Below are 24,440 nucleotides of genomic sequence, written 5' to 3' on the forward strand. Positions count from 1 at the left end.
AGTAATGAAGAAGAAAACAGTAATTCTACTGCTAACGTATGTATCTATTAGTGTGTGTTGGTTGGTGGGACTTTATAAGATAGTTTCTCAAAGTGAGTTGAAGTGGTACGAATCAGTTTATGAAACAAAATTGGAAAAAATTTATTATGAGCAAGAATCAGGGGTTGTGCTGGCAAAATATGATACTAGTCAGGATCTAGTCAAAACCTCAGAAGGAGCGTCTAATGCGCATTATTCAGATTTTTTTGATGTTAGTGGGAATTATGTGATTATTCCACGCTATAAAGTAAAGGAGTTGTATAAGAAGGATCGGCAGATTTATAATGGGAAAAACAGACTGGAAATACCTTATTTTTATGTTAACTTCTATAAACTTCAATCAGGAACACCTGAAAAAAGTGAAACGATCAATGTTAAAAAACTGATTAATGAATATGATGACAGACTGGAGCCAAGCAATTATCTTGAAACCTACTCAATCGATAATCAAACTATCATGGGGATTCAGGTATACAACAAAATTACGGGAGACAGCTATGAAAGAATAGATATCAACATTGAAACACGCAAAATAATCGATAGTGAGACTCTTGATTTTGACAAATCTCAGATACAATCCGAATTAGGATTGATAGATGCAACCAATTTTTATGAGCTAATGAAGCCGTATGGTATCACTAATACCTATCTCAAATATAAGCAAGCATTCTATATTGAGGACTATTTTCTTAATGATGAAAAAGCTGATCAAGTGGAAACTAGAAAAGAAGATTGGACATTTATTCCTTTGTATAAAGAGCAAACAGCAATCGCAGAATTTTTTCACGTAAAAAAAGGGCAAACGAAAACGAAATTATTTTTTATCAATAAAGTTGACGGAAAACAAATCACGGAGCGTTTGTCCCCACATGGCGAAAAAGTTTATGATTTACTCACACTAGAAGCTGATTATAGTATTGATGAGCAGGAACACTCCATTCCTTCTTTAGAAGAATTCAATAAATGGTATAAGTATTCATCTGTAAACAACGAAACAACTCTCAAAAAAGAAGCTGAGGAAAGACAAGTTCGTGAACAAGAAGAGGCAAAAGCAACACAGAACAGTTTGAATAAACAGTAAAGGATTTTTAAGAGGTATGTTGATTAAAGCGCCTGATTGATTATTGGAGAACAGAGTAGTATATACTGCAAGTTCGGGTGTTAAAACAGGAGGGGCAAAATGACGTTTTTAAAAAAATATGGCTACTATTTTCTATTATTTGGTGTGATTAGTGATTTATTAACACCCTATATTTTAGGTATCTTTTATCCAAAAATAAACCAAATGACCACAGTAATTAGTGTTTTTGGGGATGTAGACAGTCCTGTGAGGCAAGCTTTTTTGATTTGGTCTGTTCTCTCTGGTCTATTGTTTGTTTTGGCAATTCCGGCAGTTTATTATCTGTTTAAAGACACATCACGAAGCATGGCTGTCATACTCGCTTTAGCGATTGGCTTCTATGGTGTGGGAGACTGTATTTTTACAGGGGTGTTCAGTATTGATACGAAACAAGCAACTTGGACTCTCTCGACTTGGATTCATAATATTGGCTCTGGCTTGGGTTATGCTGGTTTCATACTATTCCCATTTTTTTTAATGTTACTTTATAAAAAACAAAAAGAAACCAAGTATCAGCAACTTTATTTACTCCTATCAATTATTAGTTTTAGTGTTGCAGGATTTTACGGGTTCGCACGAATGCCTGCATTCAACCATTTTCCCATATTGAATCAACTTGGTTTTTGGCAGCGAGTTAGTTTTCTCTTCAACTATTTACCGATGATGGTTTTTTCTGTAGGGCAAATCAAAAATGAGCGGCAGAAGAGTGCCAAAGTAAATTAAATATCTAAATATTAAGAGACAAAATAGATTTATAATTAATACATATTATTTAAATACTTCTGTTATTTTATCTTGAAAATTGATATAATAGAACTCGTAATTAAAATTTAAGGAGGATAACATGAAAAAAATTTTAGGGGTATTTTCAGTATTGGTTATGGTATTTATTTTAAGTGGATGTGGTAAAAAGGCTGAGACAGCTACATTTACCCAATCACCTATGGTGGGGTCAGAAGTTTCTATCATTGTTGAACATGAAGGAGACAAGGTAACGAAAGTATCTTGTAAAGCTGTCTTTGATAATGAGACATTACAAATTACAGATGAAGATACTGCGAAACAAGTTTCTGAAGCATTTGAAACTTCATCTAACTTAAAAGATTCAAAAATGAAATACACTGAGAAAGAGACTGTGATCACGTACGAAGCACCTGCTAATAGTGTGAAGTCTGGTAGCAGTTTTAAAGAAGGCGAAAAACAATTGATCGATATGGGATTTGAGAAAAAATAGGGCAAAATCAATATTGTTGACAGAATAGTGAAGGAATCTTTAGGTAGTAGTTTAACCTGAGATTCTTTTTTTTACGTTAAAGGGTAATGAGGTTGAAATAAATAACTTTATTTAATTAATATTTTACAAAAAGAATGGATTTGTGAGGTTGGAGATGATAGAATAAAAATTGTGAGTGACGTTAAACTGTCCTTTGAACTGATTTGAGTAAAGAGAAGAAGACGTGTAGAAACGAGCAGATTTTCACTATTCTTCTTTGATTATTGGGTAGCAGCTTAAGTTCATTCTGTTTTTAAGTAGAGGAGGAATAAACATGATGGAAAAAGTGTCAGAGAATCGGAGAATTATGTTGGTTATTGCTATTTTTGCTTTATTGCTAGGGATCGGTACCTTTGGGGACCTGGCCATTTCGAATGCAGTGATGAGTCAAAATTCATACATTGCGACATTTTTACAAAATTATGCCTGTTTTCCAGTTGGTATTGTAATCATGATGAGTGGAGAAATCATCATGCATTATGCGGTTCGATCGAGTCAGCCTGTGATCGCAAAATTATTGATAGGTGTGGCGGGAACAGGTCTGTCTTTATATGGAATATGGTATTATTTGAAATTTGCTATCCAGTATACATTATCATCGATTCAAAATGTAGAGCACAATCGTCCAATCGGTCAAGCCAATAATGATGGTGGAGCGAATCCTACACTACCAACATTGATCAATATCATTATTTGTCTAGCTGTATTTACCATAGCAACCTTGATCATACAAAAATGGTTAAATCATAAAACGCAGGAAGAGCTTGATCGTTTGATGCGTGTGGCTATTTTAGGAATTGCGGTCGCGTTTGTCTATCTAATGTGTGTTGAAGAAATCAAAATTTTATGGGGACGTGTTCGTCCATACGAGCTAAATGCTGTTCAAGATAATTTTAGTCCGTGGTACAAAATAAATGGTCCAACTGGTCATAAATCATTTCCGTCAGGTCATTCATGTGAAAGTATGTTTGCGATTTTCTTTCCTTTATACGCTAGCCCCAAAAATACTAAGTTACGTAAGAAATTATTGTTTTTTGGTGTGACCTGGGGTGCTGTTACTGCAATCAGCAGAGTGCTATTAGGTTGTCACTTCTTTAGTGATGCCACGATGGGAGCTTTTATTATCATTTTTCTTGTTTTTGTTGGAACGAGATGCGCACAATTAAAGCTTGTAAACTAAAAAAGAAGCTGGGAGACTGTCTGCTAGGCAATCAGTGCTATAGACATGACGAATGCTATAGAAAATTTTTTTGGATTGATTGCGACCTTATGAATTACAAAATAATTGGGTTGATGTTACAAATTTGTGGAGTATCAATGGGAAAAAGGAGTATAAATAGTTTCCAGTTAAGAATAGTTTTTATAGTAAGAATGACGGGTTTTCTGAATGAAAGAAAACGCGCCATTCTTTTTATAAATTAGCAAATTACGGATAAGTTGTAGTTTGTAATTTTTGTATTTACATATTCTAATCTTTATTATATGATTGAACACGTTGTTTAAGTTAATACATTGCAATTTTATACATCATTTATTATTCAAATTTTTAGGAGGATATCAAGTGAAAGAAAAAATTATTTCCTATTTTGAGATCGACAAATTAAACACGACGGTCAAGCGAGAATTTTTAGCTGGATTTACGACATTTATTTCGATGGCGTATATTTTATTTGTTAACCCGACTGTGCTAGGCGCTTCCGGCATGGATGAAGGTGCTGTTTTTACTGCGACTGCATTAGCCAGTGCATTAGGCTGTATCTTGATGGGAATTTTTGCTAAATACCCGATCGCAACGGCACCAGCACTTGGAATCAATGCTTTTTTTGCTTATTCCGTTTGTGTAGGAATGGGCGTTCCTTGGGAAACAGCGTTAGCAGGTGTTTTCGTCGCGTCTTTAATTTTTATTTTGATCACAATTTTTAAGTTACGTGAATTGATTATTGATGCGATACCAGCAGATTTAAAATTTGCTATCTCTGGTGGGATTGGTCTATTTATCGCATTTCTAGGTCTAAGTGAAGGCGGGATCATTGTTTCTAATGAATCAACATTGGTTGCCTTAGGCCCCTTGAATGTTGGAACGACTTGGCTGACTATTTTTGGTCTAATAATCACAGCAATCATGATGGTCCGTCGTGTTCCGGGTGGTATTTTTATTGGGATGACTGCAACGACTATTTTGGGATTAGTAACTGGTTTAATTGAAACGCCAGCTAAAATCGTTTCAGCTGCTCCTAGTCTTAAACCGACTTTTTTAGTTGCATTAAAACATGTTGGAGATATAAATTCTCTACAGTTATGGGTCGTTGTGTTGACGTTTTTATTAGTGACTTTCTTTGATACGGCTGGAACACTAGTTGGTTTAGCGAATCAAGCAGGCTTTATGAAAGACAACAAAATGCCTCGTGTTGGAAAAGCATTAGCGGCTGACTCTACAGCGATGTTAGCAGGTTCTCTTTTAGGAACGTCTCCTGTAGGCGCGTATGTAGAATCATCTGCTGGTATTGCGGTTGGGGGACGTTCTGGATTGACAGCTGTGACAACTGGTTTATTCTTCATCGTGGGCTTGTTTTTCTCTCCGTTACTTTCAGTTGTCACATCACAAGTAACAGCACCAGCGCTAATCGTTGTGGGTGTGTTGATGGCGCAATCGCTTAGTCAAATCAAATGGAAAGAAATGGAAATTGCCATCCCTTCTTTCTTGATTTTGTTAGGCATGCCATTAACGTACAGTATCTCTGATGGGATTGCACTTGGCTTTATCTTTTATCCAATCACAATGATCGCTGCAAAACGTGGCAAAGAAGTATCACCGATCATGTATGCATTATTCTTTGTTTTCGTAGGATTTATGTGGATTTTAAACGCGAATTAAGTGTTGAATAATAGTTAATCAAAAGTCATGGGACCACAAGTCCATGGCTTTTATGTTAAGAGTAAAATTTTAAAATTTTGACTTTTCCACCAAAAACAAGCAAACTGTAACTAGTTTAAGAGATTAGATTGTGAGGGATGAGTAAATGAAAACACCTCTTATATCACAATGGCTGGACTACGTAAAAAGGCAGTCTATTGTTGAAAAAAAATTAGAAGAAATGTTAAAGAAAAAGAATCAACTGACTACAAGTGAATATTATGCCTTATACCAACTGAAACAAAATGGCTGTCATATGCGGCTGAATGATTTAGGCAGCTATTTGTGTTTAAGTCAAAGCGCCTTGTCTCGTTTGGTTAAGAGATTAGAAGATAGAACACCTTCTGTAATTGAAAGAAGAGATTGTTCAGATGATAAACGTGGAGTATACGTTGAGTTGACGAATGAAGGAGCACAATTATTGGCATCGGTCGAGCAGGAAGTAGAGACTATTTTAAAAGAGTACTTTATTTAAAAGACTAATGAATTGCTTTTTAGTCTTTTATTGAGTATTATCTAAATAGATGCATGCGCATGCATGTTCGGGTAGGAGGAATTAGATGAATAATTTAGATTCAGGTTTAACATTTAAAAGAGGGTTACACTTAAAGAATAGACTTGTCGTTGCACCTATGACTACAAAAATGTCTTTTTTTGACGGTGTTGTAACCAATGATGAAGTAGATTATTATGCTTTGCGGACTGGTGAAGTGGGGGCATTTATCACAGCAGCGGCGAATGTCCATGAAGGAGGCAAAGGTTGGGACGGCGAATTGGGTGTCTATGATGATCGTTTTATCCCAGGTCTTGCTAAATTAGCTGCGGCTATTAAAAAGAACAATACAAAAGCGATTCTACAGATCTTTCACGGTGGTCGTATGACAGATTCTAAAGTCTTGCATGGTGCTCAACCTGTTGCGCCAAGTGCTATTGCAGCACAACGCCCAGATGCGCAAACACCAAGAGAATTAACTGAGGCAGAGATTTTTGAGATTTTAGAAAGCTTCAAGTTAGCGACTGAACGAGCCATCAAAGCAGGTTTTGATGGTGTAGAGATTCATGGGGCCAATACGTATTTGATCCAACAATTCTTCTCTCCCCATTCGAATCGACGTACGGATGTTTGGGGCGGAACGTTAGAAAAACGATTTAAATTTATTAATGATTTGGTTGAGGGTGTCACAGACGTTGTCGATCATTCTGATGTCACAGACTTTATTGTGGGTTATCGTTTTTCACCAGAAGAATATGAAACCCCGGGGATTCGCTTGAGTGACACATTATTTTTAGTTGATCAATTGTCTAATAAGTCATTGGATTACTTGCATTTATCTAGTAGTAATTATAGAAATCATTCAGTTAGTGACGAGTTTAAAGAAAAACCAATTATCGAGTATATCAAAGAGACGATCAATGATCGTCTACCTTTGATCGGTGTGGGAGATATTAGAACAGGGGCTGATGTAAAAGAAGTCTTAGTGAATGCTGACTTAGCTGCAGTTGGACGAGCAATTTTGATTGATCCTCATTGGGCACAAAAAGTGTTAGATGGACAGGAACAGTTGATCAGAACCGAACTTTCTCACTATGATCGAGATGAGTTGCGAATCAGTAATGGGGTTTGGGGATTTTTAGAAGGAATGATGCCTGAACGGCTTAAATAAAGGAGACTAAATAGGAAACTGAAAGGCTAGCGCTGTTGCTGCGTTCTCTAGTCTTTCAGCTTTTTATTTTAAGTGAGAAAATCAAAAATAAGTTGTTTATTCTCTAAAATTTTAGTACAATTCATGTATGAAGAAAAATATTTTTCAAGGCTGAAAAAAAATAAGGAGGTAGTGCGTAATGAATAAAAAATATCTAAATTATGTAGGCGAAATTATTACAGATGTAGAATACCATGGATTAGGAGAACCAGAGGGATTTTTGGAAGTTCATATGGAAGTTGAATTACCTTTTCGTTTGTATTGTAGAATGGGGAAACAAGATTGGGAAGAAGTTGGAGAGCCCGAACGATTAACATTGATCGATCAATTAAAAGATAAGAAATCACGATATTCTAAAAGTGATTATCAATTTTATACGTTGGATTTTTATCTAGCTAGCTTAGGCGGTTTATGATTTCAAAGAAATGTAAGCGTTTAATTTTTGACTGGTTTTGATCCGAAAAATGAGTAAAGAAAACGAAAGCCACTTCTTAAATGAAAAATGGCTTTCGTTTTCTTTACTTTAAATCATAAGTATAGGTACAATGGAGTCAGCACAAAATAATCATAAAGTAGGGGGATCAAATGACGATCAAAATAGAGAAAGTAGCAACGACACATCCAGATTTGCTTGAGCTCATAGCGGAGTTGAATGATTTTTTCAATGAAGAATGGGGTACAGAGATTGCTAAAGGGTATCAAAATCATCATAACCTCAATGAAATGGCGTGTGCAGTTGTAGCGTATGAGGATCAAGTTGCGATCGGGTGTGGCTGTTGGAAACGTTTAGATGGACAAATACCAGAAATAAAACGGATGTATGTCAAACCAACAAGTCGTGGCAATGGAGCAGCAGGAAAAATTATGCAAGCGTTAGAACGTGATATGTTAGAAAAAGGCTATCAACAAGCTGTGTTAGAAACGGGTAAGGAAATGGTAGGTGCTATTGGCTTCTATGAAAGCCAAGGCTATCAGATCATCCCAAATTATGGCGAGTTTATTGGAGATGAATTGTGTATTTGTATGAAAAAAGAGAGTCTGTGACATAACTCTACGAGTTATCTCTCAGACTCAAGGAATTCGTATAAACGGTGGGAGCAGAAGCAATTCCTTCTTATTTCTCCCGATTAAACACTCCTGTCTCAACCTCTTTTTATGAAGAGGATTAATTTATAAGATACAGGAGCTGTTCATAGTTTTGGGATTGTATAGGTAATAGACTCCAAATCACAAATAATAAACAGAATAAGATCATGGATGAGGTAAACCATTTATATTGGGTGAGTAAGGCAATATATTCGCGAATGAGTGCAGTCGGAAGAAAATATAAAGCAGTTGGGGCACCGATTCCTTCTGCCTTTAAATGAGCTTTTCTTGCGTATAAAGCCCCTCTCAGCACATGATAATTATTTGTTGAGAATAAAATGGTAGGTTCATAGTCTGTATTTTTCCAGTCTTCAAAAATAATTTTTTTAGAAAAGGTCATATTTTCAAGGGTGGTTGTTGATCGATCTTCTACTAAAATTTGATTATTTGGGATTTGCTGCGATAGTAAGTATTTTTTCATAGCAAAAGCCTCTGATACAGGTTCGTCTACACCTTGTCCACCACTAACAACAATTTTTGCATGTGGGTTTTTATAGTAATATTCGATTGCTTTATCTAATCTACTCTTAAGCAATGGAGGAACTTCCTCACTCCTGATACCAGAACCTAAAGTAATGATATAATCAACCTTTTTGTTGATGGGAATCATTTGGTACATCCATGAATAAAATAAATAGCAAGTAAAGAGAAAAGAAAAAAGTAAATCACTTAATAGCGCAAAAATCAAAATTGAAAACAACCACACAGGAATTTTACTAGCTCCTACAGACAATAAATAGAAAAAAGCAGGCACAGCAATAAGTAGATTGATTCCTACTAATGCGGAAAGCTTTGCGGTAACGCTACGACCTTCTTTGGTTTGCATCGTATGTGTATTAATAACAAAAAAGACGCAAACACCCAAAAATAGCAATGGAAATAAGGCATAAACAATAACGATGACTAACGTGGAACTGTTGGAAGAAATTTCCCCTAGCTTTAACAAACCGAGTAATAATAAAGTTAATGTAAGGAACAAACCACCAAAAGCAAAAATCATCCCACCAACAAAGCTGCGCCGTTCTTTTAGTAAAATAAGTATACCAATAATAATGAAAATAATGGGGACAAAGACCACTTGCATTATATCAAACTCTCCTTCTCCAAATAAATAGGATGAGGTTGAGACAGAAGTGTTTAACGCCGAGAAATAAGAAGGAGTTGCTTCTACTCATACCGTTTATTCGGATTCCTTTAGGTTGATATGTAACTCTATGAGTTACATATCAACCTCATCTTTTATAAAATTTTTGTAAAAGTAGGAGTTGATAGTAAATAATTATGCCCTACTCTCATTATATAGTTGCTTTATTTCCAACTTATTATAATTGATTAAGGCCTTTGATGCATCTGTTTTGACTTTTAAGATCCCTAAAGAAATAGGTGAAGCAGTAAATTCATTGTATTGATGGTCTGGAAGGATAAATACACTTTTGACGTAAGCGGTAGTCTCGCCTAGAGTTGCATGCTCATAAATCTTAGAAGAAAATGTTTTATCAGCCTCATCGTTTATCAAAGGTGCTTGATCTTTTGAAAATAGCGTAGCTTCGTTTTCTGAAATCTGTTTGATTGCGTCAAATTTATAATTATCTTTTGAACCACTCACTTTTTGGAAGCCACTAAAAGGCAATACTTTTTGTGCATCAGTAGCTTTTAAAACAAGAGTTTTTGATTGTTCAACCCATTTCCCATTAAGGACGATTGATTTCTCGATATCCTTTTTTTGTGTGCTGAGCGCATCTGTTATTTTTTTTTCGTCTTTGTCCAAAACAATTATTCCGTATACTGGCTTATGTCGAACATTATTATAGACAAAGAGTGCTCCTACAGATAGTACAATTAAACTTAAAATAGAAATTAAAATCTTTTTTAACATGAAAAATCTCCTTTTATCATTATTTAATGCTAGTATATAAAAAAAAGGAATGAAAGAAAATCGATTAATGCATTCAAAAACGAACAATAATGAAAGACGATAGAAAGATTTAGGCAAGAAGAGACTAAAAATTACATTTAGAACTTGCATTTAAACTAAAGCTATCTATACTATTTATGAGATGTTTACGTTTAATTTAGGAGGAATAGGCATGGAAGAAAAAAATTTCAGTATAACATTGCCGAAAAAAATAGTAGAAGAATTTGATTTAGAGGATGAAACTGAAGTTACTTTAAGCATCAAAGACCAAAAAATAGTGATCGAACCAAAAAAGAAAGCAGCTGGGAATCAGACACTTTCTTTAAGATGGTTTTTGATTCCGACTACCATTATTAGCCTACTGTTTTTAGGATACTTATTTTATACTGGTAAAAATCAAATTGCTTTGGTAGGAGCCTATTCGATTGCCAATTTTGTGCTTTCTTTTGGTGTCTTAAGTGGCGTCTTTAGTTTTTTGCTCTTTTTTATCAAAGGGAAACGCAATCAAGTCACAACAAAATCAAAAGATATCTATTGGCGCAACTTTCCGACAATCTTATTGTCATTTATTATTATCTTAGTTTTTTCATTACTTGTTTTTTTTAAAGTGATTGGTTTAGTCTTTATTGGTGCAACGTTTGATCGCTATACGGCGACCTTGTTATTTTTTGTGTTTGTGGCGCTAGTCAATTATTTTATGATTTATTCAGCATTATCGATCACACCAGCGAAACTAACGAATTTATTAATTTTTGTCATTATTGGCGGTGTCTTACTTGCTATGATCACCAATAAAGATTACCAGTGGTGGCAATTTAACTTTAGTTTTTTAGGAACGATCGAGGCAAAAAGTAGTTGGCAGTTCAATGTCACCCTAATGTTTTCTTCTTTATTGATGGTAGCGTTGATCGATGGCTTATTTGTCGAGTTACAAAAAGCGATTCCGCATAGTCGCCGTTTGACTATTTTGCGTATTCTTTTAACGTTAACTGCATTAGATCTTGGTGCTGTAGGACTATTCCCTTATACCGAAACAGGCCCTTTCCAAGGTGTTCATAATCAAGTTGCGGGTTATTTAGTTTATTTGATCGTGATTTTGATTGTGGGAATCAAGTGGTTATTACCCAATGTTACAAAAGAATTTTTGTCGATTTCTTATATGATCGCAGCGACATTAGTGACCGTTGTCGTATTATTCCAATGGACAAGCTATCTTTCATTGACAGCATTTGAATTACTGTCCTTTATGCTGGCGTTCAGTTGGATCGTCCTCTTACTTCAAAACCTCCAGAAAATGACGCAAAATATCAATAATACGTTTCAAGTCAAGGTTGAACTTGATGCTGAAAAACAAATGACAGATGATTAAGTCTATCTTCTGAGAAAAATAAACGAAAAAAGGTCAGAATGAAGCCGCTTGGTTTCGCTCTGATCTTTTTTGTACAAACAATACCTATTGATCCAAATAACGAGACATCAGTTCCATATGGTGCATAACAGCGGCTTTTCTCATAACGCCTATTCCAGGGAATTTATCTTTAGAAACAGCATGAAGGAGTAATTCGAGCCCTAACGTTAGATTTTCGCCGCATAATTTACTTGTCCACGGTTGTACTTCATTCATCACTTCTATAAATTTATCTTTTTGAGTGGGTGCTTCTTCACTTGAAAGGAAATGATGGATGCGCAAATGCTCATTTTCAAAATAAACAAGATGCAAGCTCAATCGTTTTGAAGGATAGCTACGTTCATAATAAATACGACTATCAATAGAGAAATCACTGAATCCAACAAAGCCGCTCTTGTGAAAAGTCAAGTGGGTATCTGAGAAGAATTCATCAGGACATTCTTGATAAAAGTTGGCTTTTGGCAATCTAGTGAAAGGATCTTGGGAAATGATTTTTTCACCTTTGACCTTTTGCAACAAACGGAATTCTTTAGAGAGTAGGACCTTTGTTTGATTCGCTTGCCAATCACTTTGTAAAGCAGGGGTTGCGTTGTTGATCACAAATAATTGTGGTTCTTGATTCAGTGTTTCAATCGGTTGCTCTACGATCATGGCTTTGTCTAATGATAAGGCATCTAGATAAAGGATGCCTTCTTTTGTCAGAAAATCACCCGCTTGAGGATTTTGAATGAGGTAAAAAGCCTGATGTTCCCTTTGAGCTAATGTGATAAATTTTTTCAAGGCCGTAGAATTTTTAACCGGTTCAATGATCGGCAAAACATGAGTGGATAGTCTATGTGCTTCAATTAATGCTGTCAAAGCAAGCAAATCAAACTGCTTGCCCCGAAAATAGGGATAATACATTAGCTTTCCTCCAAAAGACGCTGTTCCAATGCAAAATAAGCCTCACGCGTTGCGTCCAATTCACTTTTTAAAGCTTCGACTGCTTGGTCACAAATTTCTTCGACAAAGCGATCATAAAAGTTTACCCCACCGCCAAATAAATCATAATCTGGTTGTCTTTTCTTTAATTCTTTATAAAGCTGGTCGGTTGAAAAGACGCGTAAGCCACGTGCTGTTTGTTTCGCTTTACCGACTTCGCGTGCCTGAGCTGAGATCAAACGAAAAAGCAATTCTTGCTCGTTGACCAAAAGGTCTTGCTTTTGAGGTTTCTTATTTATTGTAAAATAGCCAGGCAGCATTTGATCTTCTGTAGAAAGATATTGGTGGTAAACCATAACGCCAATATGACTTGGGATTTCTTCTCTAATTTTTTCAAAGAGTGCTTCAGGTAACACAAAGTAATTATAATGACCAATAAACGAAAGTTTTGCTTTTGAGCGGAAATCGGCTTTACTGACTTTTAATTCGTAACAGCGCCACTCAAATTGCTTCTCGGCGTTCAGACGGCAACTCAACGTATCTACAATACCTTGTTCATCAGGCATAGTCACTTCTTCTACTACCACATCTCCATTTTCTCGACAGTAATAATAAAGGACCTCTTCCATTTGGATCGTTAATGACGTTTTCATATCTAGCTCCTTTTTGCTTTTATTCTACTATAAAACGTATGTTCGTAAAAATAAAGTGTTTTTTGACGTTATCATAAAATTAGTTCAATACTTTTTGGATGAGGAATAATCATTAATAAATTGAGTTATTTCCATAAAAAAAATATATCTATTTGGTGGTTTTAAAAGAATTCTTTTATAAATTATTCGATTTTAATAAGATTTATTATCGTGCTTTTTACAGAAATAAGTACACATATATTGATGAAATAGCTTCTATATAGTAAATATAACAATAGGTATGTTTTTATTTTTTATTAAACTATAAAAAAATAATCATAATAAAGTTTGAAAAAGTATATGATAGAATTATATAAAATTATTAAAATGAAGGAGTTTGTTCATGAAAAAAAGAAAATTACATATATTGATGCTTACAGTCTTACTCACTCAGAGTTTTGGTTCAACTGTAAGTGTTTTCGCGACGACTAACAACATAGATGGGAATGAACAGTCGGCTGATGCATCAACATCGTTAGGGCCAGAAACTAATTTATCTAGTGAAGAGATAGAATTGTCAACTGAGAATCAGCAGGCACAATCGAGTGAAATGACTAGAGAAGCAACTGATGATGTTTCAACTGAAACAACCGAACAGTCAACCACTGCAAGTCTAACTCTTTCAGAGCTGAAAAAAGTCCAACCAAACGCACTGATTGAAGATGAGCTTCTAACAAAGATGACGCTTATGAGTATGGATGGTACTGAATATAGTCAGACTGATGTAAATCGAGTCTTGAATACAACACCGGTAACAGCAAAGCTAAATTTTGTGATCGAAGACAAAGATTATGCGCCAGGTTCAACCTACACAGTAAGCTTGCCTGATCATTTAGGGTACTCAGATGTCAGTGGTGAGGTAGCCAATGTTGGGGCAAGCTGGTCAGTTGATGCAACGAGTAAAACATTGACGATCACTTTTAACCAGCGTATTACTGAAACAGAGTTCAACCTAGAGTTGAAAAGCTATGTATTCACAGATGCACAACCACTAGTAACAATCAACACGCCAGGGCAAACAGCAAACAAATATCACTTTGATTTATATGAAGAGGTTGCCCCTATCAAGTATGAAGAAACGACCAATACTTATGGTCTCAAAGGTACTATCTATTATAATTTGGATAGAGCATTGTCAGGTAGTCAGACAGTAGAGTTAGTGCTATTAGATGCGCCAGAAGCAAAATTTTATACTACATCCAATGAACAGATTGGTGTCTTTTCGTATGATGTAGATATCAATGGAAACGTGATCCAAGCTTCAAAACAACCATTAGAAAAGGACAAAGAGTACACTATTAGTGAAGACACTACCTATCGAGCAGCAATCACAATCACAAATATGGACAAACAAAAGGCGTACGCTTTAGCGGTTGATCGAACATTAGGCTTGGAGAGTGTTTCAAATTATTCCTATAGCTTTTACAATCAATACCCTACGACAAAATTAGGGTCAGTCAGTTTAAATAGAACAACCGCACCATATGGTGGTCTTGAATTTACAGCAAAAACAAGTAAAGACCAAAAATCTTTAAAAGAAGCAAGTTTAGGCTGGTTTCAAAGTGCCAATTTCCAAGAAAAAGGAAATTATTATGTCAATGTTTACAATATCCCTACACTAACTAAATCAGGACAGAAAATAGTTTTAGAAAATAAAAATGGTCAAGCAATTTCTGATTATAAAATTTCAGCCACAGATGTGGAATACAGGTCGGTTCCACTTACTGATTTTTTTGATGTGCGTAAAGAAAATAATAAACTAATTTTAACAGCAACCAAAGATAGCGTGTTAAGAATCAATGTAGACAAACTGCTCATCCCATTTGATCAAAAAGATATTGATATAACTGTGAGTACACCTGTTGTCAGTGGCGGTAAAGAGATGATGCTCGTATCTGATCAATACCTTCAGCCAATTTCGATCATTAATCCCAATAATGTAGAAACCGCATGGGGCAATTATGATCGGAACGGTGCCTATTTTGGTGACACAACAATCGCGATAGAAGGGAGTACTGAAAATCCAGTAAAGAATGCAACAATCAAAATCGAGCATCCAAATTACTTGCAATTGAGAGCGCCTAAAGGAGAATATGATTATTACAAGTTAGCTAAAGATTACACTATAACAGCAGTCGAAGGCGGTTCGCTGATAAAATTTACAACCCCGGTCGTTCATTCGTTTAATTTAGATCTAGGTTTCAATTATGTGCCGGATAGCTTAGAAAAAAGTAAAAGTATTCCAATAGACACACTGCCAGTTACATTAAGTGCTGATGACTATGAGACGGTTGACACAACCGTTAGAACTGGACGCAAAATGTATTCAGAACGCACACTACAAGCTAGCAAAAATCAATTTTTAGTAAATGCTCGAAATGATTCGTTTGATGACTTGAATATAACAACTAAAATACCTGCGGGGATTGACGTAGTTTTTGATATTTATGATGTGTCAAATGACCAAGTAGATTCGATTTACCCCCAATATTGGGATCGAGGTCAATATTTTGATAAACCACTAGCCCCAACCAGTGCAGCTTATCCAAAAATTAAATTCGATGAAGCTACCAACAGTTATCAATTTGATTTCGGTAAAACAAACAAACGGTACATTATTGAATATAAATATGCTAATGGTTGGATCGACACTAAAACGATCAATGTCACTGGAAGTGCTGCTGAACCATTATATGGCGATCAGCTAATGTCAGCGTCAGTATCAGTAAATAATGAAGGCGCAGAGATCTTATCTGCCAATCAAACAAGTCATGAGTCATTAAAAAATGTAACTACAAATGAAGTGAAGACAAAGAATATCAATAGCGGAACAAGAAAGGTCAAAAATCCGACCTTTGAGATTAAGACACAAGGAACAACCAATGCTGGTATTGATTTAAATTCGATTACGATAGAAAATGTTCCAAAAGACGCATACACTGTTAAACAAACTACAATGGGTGCTCAAATCATTTTCGAGGACTATACATTAACCGAAAATATCACAATCACCTATAATACAGTGTCCAAAAATGCTGGACAGATTTTTACAGAAACTATCATTAGTGCGGATAATTTAGATCAAATGACAGAAACTCGTCGAACGGTCAACACAACACCTCTTGTGTTGCGATTCTCTGATGGCGATGCAGAAGGAGTCGTTTATTTGGCTCAAGCGCAATTTCACACGTATAATGAAAAAGATCAAACCATCAATGTTCCAAATGTCTCATTTGAACTAGTCGATATTGTGACAAATAATCGAACGGAGTTTACGACCGATCAAGACGGGAAATATAACGTCGATGCAATCATGTCAGGAGAATATACCTTAAGAGTGACCGATATTCCATCAGAGTATACGATTGCTGAGGACTATATCAACGGCAAAACAATCAAATTGAAGAAAGAGTCGAATTTAATCGAAATTCCGCTCAAAGAAAAAGTAAATCAAACGAGTATCACCGCAAAAGATTCAACGATTTATGTCGGAACCAACTGGCAACCAGAAGACAACTTCACAGGTGCAACGGATAAAGATGGAAACCCAGTGATGTTTGATCAAATTACGGTAAGTGGAACGGTAGATACCACAAAAGTCGGTGATTATGAGATCACGTATCAGAATCAAGGAAAAGAAGCAAAAGCAACAGTTTCAGTCGTTGCCAATCAGGAGACCTTAGTCGTCAAAGATTCAACGATCTATGTGGGGGATTCATGGCAAGCGGTCGATAATTTTGTGTCAGCGACAGATGAAGATGGGAAAATCAGCTCGTTTGAAAACGTAACAGTTTCGGGAACAGTAGATACCACGAAAGTTGGAGCGTATAATGTAACCTATCACTTCGGTGGCCAAACTGAAGTGGCTAAAGTGACTGTTTTAGCAGATCAAACAACAATCAGCGGCAAAGACTCAACGATTTCTGTAGGGACTAATTGGCAACCAGTCGATAATTTTGTTAAAGCAACAGACAAAAAAGGCAACCCTGTTGCCTTTGACCAAGTTACGGTAACAGGAACTGTTGATACCAGTAAAGTTGGTGATTATGACGTCACTTACGAAAATCAAGGGCAAAAAGCTCAGGTAACAGTTCATGTTGTTGCTACACAAGCAACGCTGGCTGTTAGAGATTCTAGTATCTATGTGGGAGATACGTGGGAAGCGGTCGATAATTTTGTCTCAGCGACAGATAAAACAGGCAAAACTATTCCAATTCAAGATCTCAATGTAACAGGAACGGTAGATACCACAAAAACTGGCGTCTATGAAGTTGTTTATGGTACAGAAGCCTTAACACAAACAGCTAAGATCACGGTAAAAGCGGATCAATCAACATTAGTTGTAAAAGATTCCACCATTTACGTAGGAGATGATTGGAAGAGTGCTGACAACTTTGTATCCGCAACGGATCGTGACGGTAAGGCGATTGCATTTGAAGAAGTAGAAGTGACAGGAAACGTTAAAACCAAAGAAAAAGGGGAGCAACAAGTATCTTACGCTGTCCAAACAGCTCAAAAATCTGAACCAAGTAAAGCGAAACAAGCAGCAAAGGCTGACAAAAAACTTGCAGCTACTGCAACAATCACAGTCCTTGAAAAGAATGCACCTAAACAAAATACAACAAACAAGGATCAAACCCATAGTGCTAAACCAGACAAACAAGGAAATTACCCAAAAACAGGTGAAAAAAGTAACTATTCTATCCGTTTGCTTGGATTGTTAGCCATTGCGGTCACCATTGTTAGTGTGATCCGACTAAGAAAACGAAGAACAGATTAGCTGATCGATAAGGAGGATTGAGGCTGGGTCAAAAGTAGAGAGTAAATTACTTTTGGCTTAGGCCTCTATTCAATTCTATCAGCACTTAGGAGGCATCAAAATAAATGACGAACAAACCTTTGATAGTAGGAACAGCATTACTGTTTTCATCGGCACTTCTTCTTCATTTCGACCCAGTTTATGGAGAAGAAATAACAACTCCTGGAAAATACAAAATGACCTATGAAGTAGATGGAAAAGTCGAAACTGCTACGATTGAAGTCAAAGAAAACCAGACAGAGCTGCTATTAAAAGACAGTATCATCAGGCAAAATGCAAAATGGTCACCAGTAGATAATATTGTTTCATTGAAAGATAAGGATGGCGGACCATTAGCATTGAAAGACGTAACAATCAAAAATAATGTGAATACTCAAGAACCTGGGGTTTATTTTGTCAAGTTTTCATATGAAAACTATGTTTCTACCGCTAAAGTATCAGTCAATCAGTTTACTAGTTCTGATCATAAAAACAGCGTAATGAATCGTTATTCCCCAAATGACGCTCAAACAAGAATCATGTTAAATGATGAATTGCTAAATGATGGAGCGAAACAAATACAAAACATAAATACTTCCGGAGGAGGGACTCAGCTGGGTTCTACAAGTTTTGGAAATATGTTGGGTTTCCTGTCAGGAACACTACTGTATGGAACAAGGAGAGTATAAATGGATTTCTTGTTATTAGATGAACGAGCAAATTTGAAACTGTCAATCATCCGAAAATTGGAGCAGCAATTTTCGTTTTCGGAACGCAAAGATGTTTTATGTGAAGAATTGAATATCTCTCAGTACCTTTTAGAGCATAGCATTCTGGAAATAAATGAAGATTTGAAAAGATTTGAATTGATTGAGCGTATCGAATTGATTGAGCAAAGTAATGAAATCGTTCTTTTCCAAGACGCTCAAGTTTCATCAAGTGTCGTTGAGGAAAAATATTTAAAGTTCTCTCTAGAATTTACATTATTGCGAACGATATTTTTCAATCAATTTACTTCAATCAAAAAATACGGAGAAAAACAGGGGATGAGCCGGACCGTTGTATACAAAATTATTGATAGGATCCGTAAAGAGTTAGCACAGTATGATATAAAATTGTCGAAAAAATGTCAATTAGTGGGAAATGAGATGAAGATTCGTCAATATTTTAATATGCTCTTATATCGAATTTATAAAGATTCAGATGAATTATACAACCAATCAGATATCTTATCAGTTAATGAATTACTAGCGACTATTAAACCTTATTGTGAAGAAATAAACACGTTTTATCTCTTCAAACATTATTTATTTGTTTTTTTAGAAAGAGTAAGGAGAACCCCAAATTACTTTTTACCAAATGATTTTCAGACAGCTGATTTTGCCAAAGAAAACGGCATATATCAAGCAATTGCTCAATGGAGTAATCAAACATTGAATGGAACGAATCGTGAAATAGAAGCTGAAGTAAAAGGGATTCTTAGCCAGTTGTCAGTGTATCGAATTGAATTTTGTAACCTTGAAAATAAGGGAGTTCAAACCTATCAAATGCAGTTAAAGCAGAAATTTCTTAGGTACCCACAGCTAAAACTAGCAGGAGCTGAATTTTGTAACGATGTGAACTGGGTGATTTATCAGCATCTTTTTATTTCACCGTTGATAGATATCACGTTACGAGTGATGGATTTAGAATTTTTCCATGAGCGCTATCCAATCATATTTGACATTTGCCATACATTTATTTGTCAATTGAAAGAGGAAGAATTTAGATATAGTAAAAAATCGCTTTTTCTTAATTTACTACTCGTTCTTTCTCAACAATATGATAAAGAAAGCGAGACAAATACAATTAATATTCATGTAAGTTTCACACAAGGAGAAAAATATAATCAATTCATCCAAGCTCAAATTCAAATTTTTGATTCTTTTAGCATAAATTTCCAGCCGGTTGTACGCCCAGATACGGATCTAATTATCTCAGACTATCATCTCAAAACAACTTTTTCAGCGCGAACACTGATCTGGCTGGCTCCTCCTAGAGCAAGTGATTGGCGTAATTTTGGCAATGAAATCGTACAAGTCAATAGGAATTTACAATTGAATAAAAAACGAATATAGCATGACTAATTAAGTGAGCGAGAAAAAATTTATCGTATTTTTTCTCGCTCACTTTGTCTATATAAATAGGGATTTAGAAAATGATTCGATCCACGATTTCAGATATAATCGTTGTTACCAAAGCGTATAAATTACCATGGGTTTTGAATTTTTTAGTTGTTTTTTCTTGGTTCATTGTATGCCTCCTTTAGTTATACCTTAATAATAGAATAATCTGGAAAAAAGGAACATCGATAAAGTGTGTTTTTCAATGACATTTTTGAAATATAAAAAACTTGAATAAGTTGGATGGAAGCGAGTAGTTCAAATACGTAATAAAGGAAATAAAAATGCTGCTGATAATCATTCTCAATTGGATTTCCATGTGCTATACTGAACAAGATGACACTAATTATATTATCAAAATGAGCAAGATGCTCTTGAGACATACCAAGAAATACTGCGAAGATCTTTGGAGGAAAATAATATCTAAACGAGGCAAAAAAACGCACAACTGTTTTTTTTATTTTTCTATGCGTTTGATCAAGCCTGCTTCACTTTTAAAATAGGAGGGGAATTAATTGAGGCAAAAAAATTCTGGGCCTATTATTCTGGAGGAAATTCGTTTAATGGAAGTCATGATCAAAGTTTACTATCATCAGCAAGATGATCCGTTGATACCAGAAGATAGAATGTTGACCTATGCAAGAACACGATTGGAGTTTTGTCAGTTTGGGGAACAAAAAACGACTTGTCAAAAATGTCCAGTTCATTGTTATCAACCTAAATATCGAGAACAAATGAAAAAAATTATGCGTTATTCAGGACCACGAATGTTGTTTAAACATCCAATCTTAACGTTTAAACATGCCTATCGAGGATTGACAAGGAGTGTGAAAGAATGAAAAAACAGTTATTTATTTTATTAGGATCATTGATGTTTGGATTGGGAACATTGGGAATCTTTCTACCGTTTTTACCGACGGCTGTTTTTTATTTATTGACTGGATTTTTCTGGATAAGAAGTTCGGATAAGTTATATCAAAAATATGTTGGTTGTTAGGCAAAACAGTGAACACAACGACGTTACTTGTTGGCGTAACCGTGATTCCTATTGTTTTTGCTGCATTTGGAATTGCTTAATAGAGTATAGTTTGACCTAATGAAGCTTTAGTAGAGACAAGATCAGTTCAATTGAATTTGACTATTTTTTTTCAAAATGGTAGAGTAACACCTGAGGAAGGTGTTTCAAATGTACGTATTATATATTTCAACTCTTAGCTCCCTACAACTTATTTTTGATGAAGTGTTGTATGGAGCTTAATCGAAAAGCTATTGAGCTTTTCATATTCATCAGTAAATTTAGTCTATTAAGAAAATAGCATCTTTTTGCTATGTTTTTAGTCTGCTCATTTACTGAAGAATATATAGATTAAAAGGCCCTAGACATTTTGTCTATGGGTCTTTTTTGTATGTTCTTTAGTAAAAATCAGTGAAAGTACATGAAAGAGGAAAATAAAATGGAATTATTACAAGTTAAAGGTTTAACCTATGCAGTACCAGATAAACAGCTTTACGAAGACAGTTCATTCACGCTTCGCAGTAACGAGCATATGGGGATCGTTGGTAAAAACGGCGCAGGAAAAAGTACATTGCTGAAGATGCTTTTAGGAACTGTATTACCCGATGATGGTGTGATTATTTGGAACCCAACAGCTACATTAGGGTATTTAGACCAATATGTAGACATGGATCAATCACAAACAATCAACGAGTTTTTAACATCCGCTTATCAAGAATTATTTGATACAGAAAAAGAAATGCTCAAGCTTTATGAGAGGTATGGTGAAACTGGCGATGACCAGCTTTTAAGTAGAGCAGCAACGTATCAAGAGCAATTAGAAATCAAAGGCTTTTATCAAGTCGAAAATGATATCAGTAAAGCCATCACAGGGCTGGGGATCAGTGATGCTGAGCAAACGCTAGAGACCTTAAATCGGGGAGATCAGATCAAGGTTATTTTAGCTAAACTTTTATTAGAAAAACCCTCTGTTTTGATATTAGATGAACCGACGAACTATTTAGATCAAGAACACATCGAATGGTTGACCGATTATCTGAATGCGTTTGAAAATGCGTTTATCATCGTTTCCCATGATACTGAATTTTTAAGTAATATTGCCACCTGCATCTGTGACATCGATTTTGGCACGATCAAAAAATATCATAGTAACCATACTGAGTTTTTAAAACAAAAAGCTCATTTAGCGGAAGCCTATCAGAGTCAATTTGAGGCGCAACAGCGAAAAATCAAAGAAACCGAAGCTTTTATTCAAAAAAATATTGCCGGCATCAAAACGAAAATGGCTCAAGGACGCAGAAAGCACTTAGAAAAGATGGATCGACTGAAAGAGCCTGAAAAGAAAGTCAAATCGAATTTTTCATTTAAGCTAATGTCACAAAGCTCACCAAACGTATTGACGATAGAGGAACTGACTGTAGGCCATAAAGAACGATTACTTACAGTGCGTGATTTCCAACTAAAAAAAGGAGAAAAAATTGTGATTACTGGTGCCGATGGATTAGGAAAATCGACGCTAGTAAAAACACTTCTTTCGATGGTACCAGCCATTTCTGGGAAAAGTCAGTTTTCTCCTCAAGTCGCTGTGGGCTATCATTCACAAGAAATCGAGTGGGAAAATACAGAGTGGACGCCAATCGAAGCTTTAGCAAATATATATACAAGACTGACCTATGAAGATGTTCGCCGCGAATTAGCAAAATGTGGATTAAAGCGAGAAATTGCTTCAAAAAATCTTTATATGCTAAGTGGTGGGGAACAATCAAAGGTCAAGTTGTGTGATTTAACAATGCAGCCAAGTAATTTATTGATCTTGGATGAGCCGACCAATCATTTAGATGTAGATTCAAGAAAAGCTCTTCAAGATGCCCTAAAAGCGTTTAGAGGCAGTGTCTTATTGATTTCAAATGATGAACAGTTTTATACAAGTATCGCAGATCATGTTTACACAATTGCAGATAAACAGATGATGAAAGAGTGAGGTAAATCCCGATGACTTTTTCAATCTATCAAGAATGTGATTTTTACCAACTTTCATCAGTAGCGCAAACACGTCAAGCAGAGTCAGAGTATCCATTAGCTGAGCGAATCTTGATCATCGGCAGTGGGGTTTTAGAATGTACACTCGCAATTGATTTAGCACGAGAAGGCAAGGAAGTCACAATTTTAGAATATTCAGATGAAATCCTTAAAGATTGTTTCGCTACATCGAAAAGAACGGAGCTTATGCGCCAATTAGAAAAATTAGTAGTTATGATTTTTTTAGAAAACGCCTGTATTAAAGTTGAAAATAATCTGGTTTGTCTGCGGAATGAAGAAGGATTCGAAAGTTTTTTAACGATTGATCAGCTTATTGTTCGCAAAAAACTATGAATATTCTTAAATTCGTTTATAGTTAGATAAACAGAGGAATGATCAAAGGAGAATGAATATGTTTATAACGATAGACGAAGCAGATTTTCAGCAAGTGGTAGAAACATGGAATCAAGGATTTAGTGACTATCTTGTACCGGTCCATGTGGATAAAGAAGCATTAGAACAAAGAATCCAGTCATTAAAATTATCAAAACAGCTTTCGGCGGTCTTTTCCATTGATGGTGAATTTGCTGGAATCATTCTTTTGGGCATACAAACATTTCAACAAACCAAAGTGATGTGGGTTGGGGGAATGGCAGTCGTTCCAAAATATCGCAGAAATAAAGTTGCGTCTCAATTGATTGATTATGCAGAACACTTAGCTAAAGAAAATGCTTGTGATCGTTTGATGCTTGAAGTGATCGCCACAAATGAACGGGCAAAAAAACTATACGAGTTAAAAGGATTTCAGGTTGTAAACGAGTTAGCAGTCGGCTCGCTTAACTTACCTGCTATAAGTAAGGAGAAAAAAACGATTACTTTTAAATCAGTAACACCAAATGAATTATCATTGACTGAACATCCATGGACCCCTTGGCAGAATCGTTTTATTTTTTCAGATAAAAATTACAATATTTACCAAGATGGGATAAGGCTTGGCTCCATCAGTTTTAATGTTACAGAAGATGGCTCCAGCAATATATTAATTCTTACGCAATTCTATTTACTAGAACGAATAGATTGTTCAGTGGTCACAGCAATTTTATTTCGCTTAAAAGAACAAGAACAAGCTACAATGGTTAAATTGACTAATTTCGATCAGGCTTTACCTGAATATCAAGAGTTAGAAAAAATCGGGATCACACTCCAGCTTACACAGTTTCAGATGACTAAAGAGATAAATAATGGAGTCGCAAATAGCTATTGTGACTAATAAACGATCTCTGTGACCTTCGCTAAATTTGACGTGGGTTACAGA

The 24,440-nt window shown here is 35.6% G+C and carries 21 protein-coding genes and 1 pseudogene; 18 read left to right on the top strand and 4 right to left on the bottom strand.

All coding sequences use genetic code 11. The features are described from left to right. Positions 1-4: 4 nt before the first annotated feature. The 9 genes from IGJ50_RS01690 to IGJ50_RS01730 all read left to right on the top strand — a co-directional run bounded on the left by IGJ50_RS01690 (position 5) and on the right by IGJ50_RS01730 (position 8,093). Positions 5-1,120: a hypothetical protein gene (locus tag IGJ50_RS01690; RefSeq protein ID WP_429948589.1), complete on the top strand. Its 1,116-nt coding sequence runs from the start codon at positions 5-7 to the stop codon at positions 1,118-1,120. A gap of 99 nt (positions 1,121-1,219) precedes the next feature. After that, on the top strand, positions 1,220-1,882 hold the full coding sequence (locus IGJ50_RS01695) for a DUF998 domain-containing protein (RefSeq protein ID WP_207120937.1): 663 nt from the start codon (positions 1,220-1,222) through the stop codon (positions 1,880-1,882). 121 nt (positions 1,883-2,003) lie between these two features. Continuing rightward, positions 2,004-2,393, top strand: a complete 390-nt coding sequence (locus IGJ50_RS01700) for a DUF1307 domain-containing protein (protein ID WP_069641488.1) — start codon at positions 2,004-2,006, stop codon at positions 2,391-2,393. 313 nt (positions 2,394-2,706) lie between these two features. Beyond that, positions 2,707-3,612, top strand: coding sequence for a phosphatase PAP2 family protein (locus IGJ50_RS01705; RefSeq protein ID WP_429948590.1), 906 nt, complete (start codon positions 2,707-2,709; stop codon positions 3,610-3,612). Positions 3,613-3,993: 381 nt separating this feature from the next. Continuing rightward, positions 3,994-5,307, top strand: a complete 1,314-nt coding sequence (locus IGJ50_RS01710; RefSeq protein ID WP_069641490.1) for an NCS2 family permease — start codon at positions 3,994-3,996, stop codon at positions 5,305-5,307. A 145-nt stretch (positions 5,308-5,452) separates the two neighbouring features. Then, complete coding sequence (locus IGJ50_RS01715; protein ID WP_207120935.1) at positions 5,453-5,821, top strand: MarR family transcriptional regulator; 369 nt, start codon at positions 5,453-5,455, stop codon at positions 5,819-5,821. Positions 5,822-5,906: 85 nt separating this feature from the next. Beyond that, the gene (locus IGJ50_RS01720) at positions 5,907-7,010 is read left to right on the top strand and encodes an NADH-dependent flavin oxidoreductase (RefSeq protein WP_429948593.1); all 1,104 of its coding nucleotides are present in this window, start codon (positions 5,907-5,909) and stop codon (positions 7,008-7,010) included. A gap of 178 nt (positions 7,011-7,188) precedes the next feature. Next, positions 7,189-7,464 (top strand): hypothetical protein, encoded by a 276-nt coding sequence (locus IGJ50_RS01725; RefSeq protein ID WP_069641493.1) that lies wholly within the window; start codon positions 7,189-7,191, stop codon positions 7,462-7,464. 170 nt (positions 7,465-7,634) lie between these two features. After that, on the top strand, positions 7,635-8,093 hold the full coding sequence (locus IGJ50_RS01730; RefSeq protein ID WP_069641494.1) for a GNAT family N-acetyltransferase: 459 nt from the start codon (positions 7,635-7,637) through the stop codon (positions 8,091-8,093). A gap of 121 nt (positions 8,094-8,214) precedes the next feature. Here IGJ50_RS01730 and IGJ50_RS01735 read toward each other — a convergent pair whose 3' ends face one another. Together IGJ50_RS01735 and IGJ50_RS01740 are read right to left on the bottom strand one after the other, a co-directional pair. Further along, positions 8,215-9,279, bottom strand: coding sequence for a YdcF family protein (locus tag IGJ50_RS01735; protein ID WP_429948595.1), 1,065 nt, complete (start codon positions 9,277-9,279; stop codon positions 8,215-8,217). A gap of 195 nt (positions 9,280-9,474) precedes the next feature. Beyond that, the gene (locus IGJ50_RS01740) at positions 9,475-10,071 is read right to left on the bottom strand and encodes a lipoprotein BA_5634 family protein (RefSeq protein ID WP_429948597.1); all 597 of its coding nucleotides are present in this window, start codon (positions 10,069-10,071) and stop codon (positions 9,475-9,477) included. A 211-nt stretch (positions 10,072-10,282) separates the two neighbouring features. Between IGJ50_RS01740 and IGJ50_RS01745 the strand changes: the two genes are divergently transcribed. Then, on the top strand, positions 10,283-11,479 hold the full coding sequence (locus tag IGJ50_RS01745) for an AbrB/MazE/SpoVT family DNA-binding domain-containing protein (protein WP_069641497.1): 1,197 nt from the start codon (positions 10,283-10,285) through the stop codon (positions 11,477-11,479). Positions 11,480-11,563: 84 nt separating this feature from the next. On the opposite strand, the gene IGJ50_RS01750 is transcribed toward IGJ50_RS01745, so the two are convergent. Together IGJ50_RS01750 and IGJ50_RS01755 are read right to left on the bottom strand one after the other, a co-directional pair. Continuing rightward, positions 11,564-12,421 (bottom strand): sce7725 family protein, encoded by an 858-nt coding sequence (locus IGJ50_RS01750; RefSeq protein WP_069641498.1) that lies wholly within the window; start codon positions 12,419-12,421, stop codon positions 11,564-11,566. After that, positions 12,421-13,092, bottom strand: a complete 672-nt coding sequence (locus IGJ50_RS01755) for a hypothetical protein (protein WP_207120932.1) — start codon at positions 13,090-13,092, stop codon at positions 12,421-12,423. Before IGJ50_RS01755 ends, IGJ50_RS01750 begins: the two co-directional genes overlap by 1 nt. A 382-nt stretch (positions 13,093-13,474) precedes the next feature. Between IGJ50_RS01755 and IGJ50_RS01760 the strand changes: the two genes are divergently transcribed. The 8 genes and pseudogenes from IGJ50_RS01760 to IGJ50_RS01795 all read left to right on the top strand — a co-directional run bounded on the left by IGJ50_RS01760 (position 13,475) and on the right by IGJ50_RS01795 (position 24,395). Continuing rightward, positions 13,475-17,911, top strand: a complete 4,437-nt coding sequence (locus IGJ50_RS01760) for a bacterial Ig-like domain-containing protein (protein ID WP_429948600.1) — start codon at positions 13,475-13,477, stop codon at positions 17,909-17,911. Positions 17,912-18,015: 104 nt separating this feature from the next. Continuing rightward, positions 18,016-18,618 (top strand): bacterial Ig-like domain-containing protein, encoded by a 603-nt coding sequence (locus tag IGJ50_RS01765; protein WP_429948602.1) that lies wholly within the window; start codon positions 18,016-18,018, stop codon positions 18,616-18,618. Further along, on the top strand, positions 18,619-20,046 hold the full coding sequence (locus tag IGJ50_RS01770; RefSeq protein ID WP_069641502.1) for a helix-turn-helix domain-containing protein: 1,428 nt from the start codon (positions 18,619-18,621) through the stop codon (positions 20,044-20,046). A 560-nt stretch (positions 20,047-20,606) separates the two neighbouring features. Continuing rightward, positions 20,607-20,930: a nitrous oxide-stimulated promoter family protein gene (locus IGJ50_RS01775; protein ID WP_207120928.1), complete on the top strand. Its 324-nt coding sequence runs from the start codon at positions 20,607-20,609 to the stop codon at positions 20,928-20,930. Beyond that, a pseudogene (locus IGJ50_RS01780) lies at positions 20,927-21,079 on the top strand (DUF454 family protein); the annotation flags it as partial. The gene IGJ50_RS01775 and the pseudogene IGJ50_RS01780, both read left to right, overlap by 4 nt. 466 nt (positions 21,080-21,545) lie before the next feature. Continuing rightward, positions 21,546-23,087, top strand: a complete 1,542-nt coding sequence (locus tag IGJ50_RS01785; protein WP_429948604.1) for an ABC-F family ATP-binding cassette domain-containing protein — start codon at positions 21,546-21,548, stop codon at positions 23,085-23,087. 11 nt (positions 23,088-23,098) lie between these two features. Next, the gene (locus tag IGJ50_RS01790; RefSeq protein WP_429948606.1) at positions 23,099-23,479 is read left to right on the top strand and encodes an NAD-binding protein; all 381 of its coding nucleotides are present in this window, start codon (positions 23,099-23,101) and stop codon (positions 23,477-23,479) included. 58 nt (positions 23,480-23,537) lie between these two features. Further along, positions 23,538-24,395, top strand: coding sequence for a GNAT family N-acetyltransferase (locus tag IGJ50_RS01795; protein ID WP_429948608.1), 858 nt, complete (start codon positions 23,538-23,540; stop codon positions 24,393-24,395). The last annotated feature ends 45 nt before the right edge of the window (positions 24,396-24,440 follow it).

It is taken from the genome of Enterococcus sp. AZ101 (assembly GCF_050499005.1).
In the GTDB taxonomy this organism is placed as follows: domain Bacteria; phylum Bacillota; class Bacilli; order Lactobacillales; family Enterococcaceae; genus Enterococcus_L; species Enterococcus_L ureilyticus.

Bases quoted from the DNA above. Each gene is read 5' to 3' on its own strand.
- IGJ50_RS01690 (WP_429948589.1), top strand. From the start codon at position 5: ATGAAGAAGAAAACAGTAATTCTACTGCTAACGTATGTATCTATTAGT.
- IGJ50_RS01695 (WP_207120937.1), top strand. From the start codon at position 1,220: ATGACGTTTTTAAAAAAATATGGCTACTATTTTCTATTATTTGGTGTG.
- IGJ50_RS01700 (WP_069641488.1), top strand. From the start codon at position 2,004: ATGAAAAAAATTTTAGGGGTATTTTCAGTATTGGTTATGGTATTTATT.
- IGJ50_RS01705 (WP_429948590.1), top strand. From the start codon at position 2,707: ATGATGGAAAAAGTGTCAGAGAATCGGAGAATTATGTTGGTTATTGCT.
- IGJ50_RS01715 (WP_207120935.1), top strand. From the start codon at position 5,453: ATGAAAACACCTCTTATATCACAATGGCTGGACTACGTAAAAAGGCAG.
- IGJ50_RS01720 (WP_429948593.1), top strand. From the start codon at position 5,907: ATGAATAATTTAGATTCAGGTTTAACATTTAAAAGAGGGTTACACTTA.
- IGJ50_RS01725 (WP_069641493.1), top strand. From the start codon at position 7,189: ATGAATAAAAAATATCTAAATTATGTAGGCGAAATTATTACAGATGTA.
- IGJ50_RS01730 (WP_069641494.1), top strand. From the start codon at position 7,635: ATGACGATCAAAATAGAGAAAGTAGCAACGACACATCCAGATTTGCTT.
- IGJ50_RS01735 (WP_429948595.1), bottom strand. From the start codon at position 9,279: ATGCAAGTGGTCTTTGTCCCCATTATTTTCATTATTATTGGTATACTT.
- IGJ50_RS01740 (WP_429948597.1), bottom strand. From the start codon at position 10,071: ATGTTAAAAAAGATTTTAATTTCTATTTTAAGTTTAATTGTACTATCT.
- IGJ50_RS01745 (WP_069641497.1), top strand. From the start codon at position 10,283: ATGGAAGAAAAAAATTTCAGTATAACATTGCCGAAAAAAATAGTAGAA.
- IGJ50_RS01750 (WP_069641498.1), bottom strand. From the start codon at position 12,421: ATGTATTATCCCTATTTTCGGGGCAAGCAGTTTGATTTGCTTGCTTTG.
- IGJ50_RS01755 (WP_207120932.1), bottom strand. From the start codon at position 13,092: ATGAAAACGTCATTAACGATCCAAATGGAAGAGGTCCTTTATTATTAC.
- IGJ50_RS01760 (WP_429948600.1), top strand. From the start codon at position 13,475: ATGAAAAAAAGAAAATTACATATATTGATGCTTACAGTCTTACTCACT.
- IGJ50_RS01765 (WP_429948602.1), top strand. From the start codon at position 18,016: ATGACGAACAAACCTTTGATAGTAGGAACAGCATTACTGTTTTCATCG.
- IGJ50_RS01770 (WP_069641502.1), top strand. From the start codon at position 18,619: ATGGATTTCTTGTTATTAGATGAACGAGCAAATTTGAAACTGTCAATC.
- IGJ50_RS01785 (WP_429948604.1), top strand. From the start codon at position 21,546: ATGGAATTATTACAAGTTAAAGGTTTAACCTATGCAGTACCAGATAAA.
- IGJ50_RS01790 (WP_429948606.1), top strand. From the start codon at position 23,099: ATGACTTTTTCAATCTATCAAGAATGTGATTTTTACCAACTTTCATCA.
- IGJ50_RS01795 (WP_429948608.1), top strand. From the start codon at position 23,538: ATGTTTATAACGATAGACGAAGCAGATTTTCAGCAAGTGGTAGAAACA.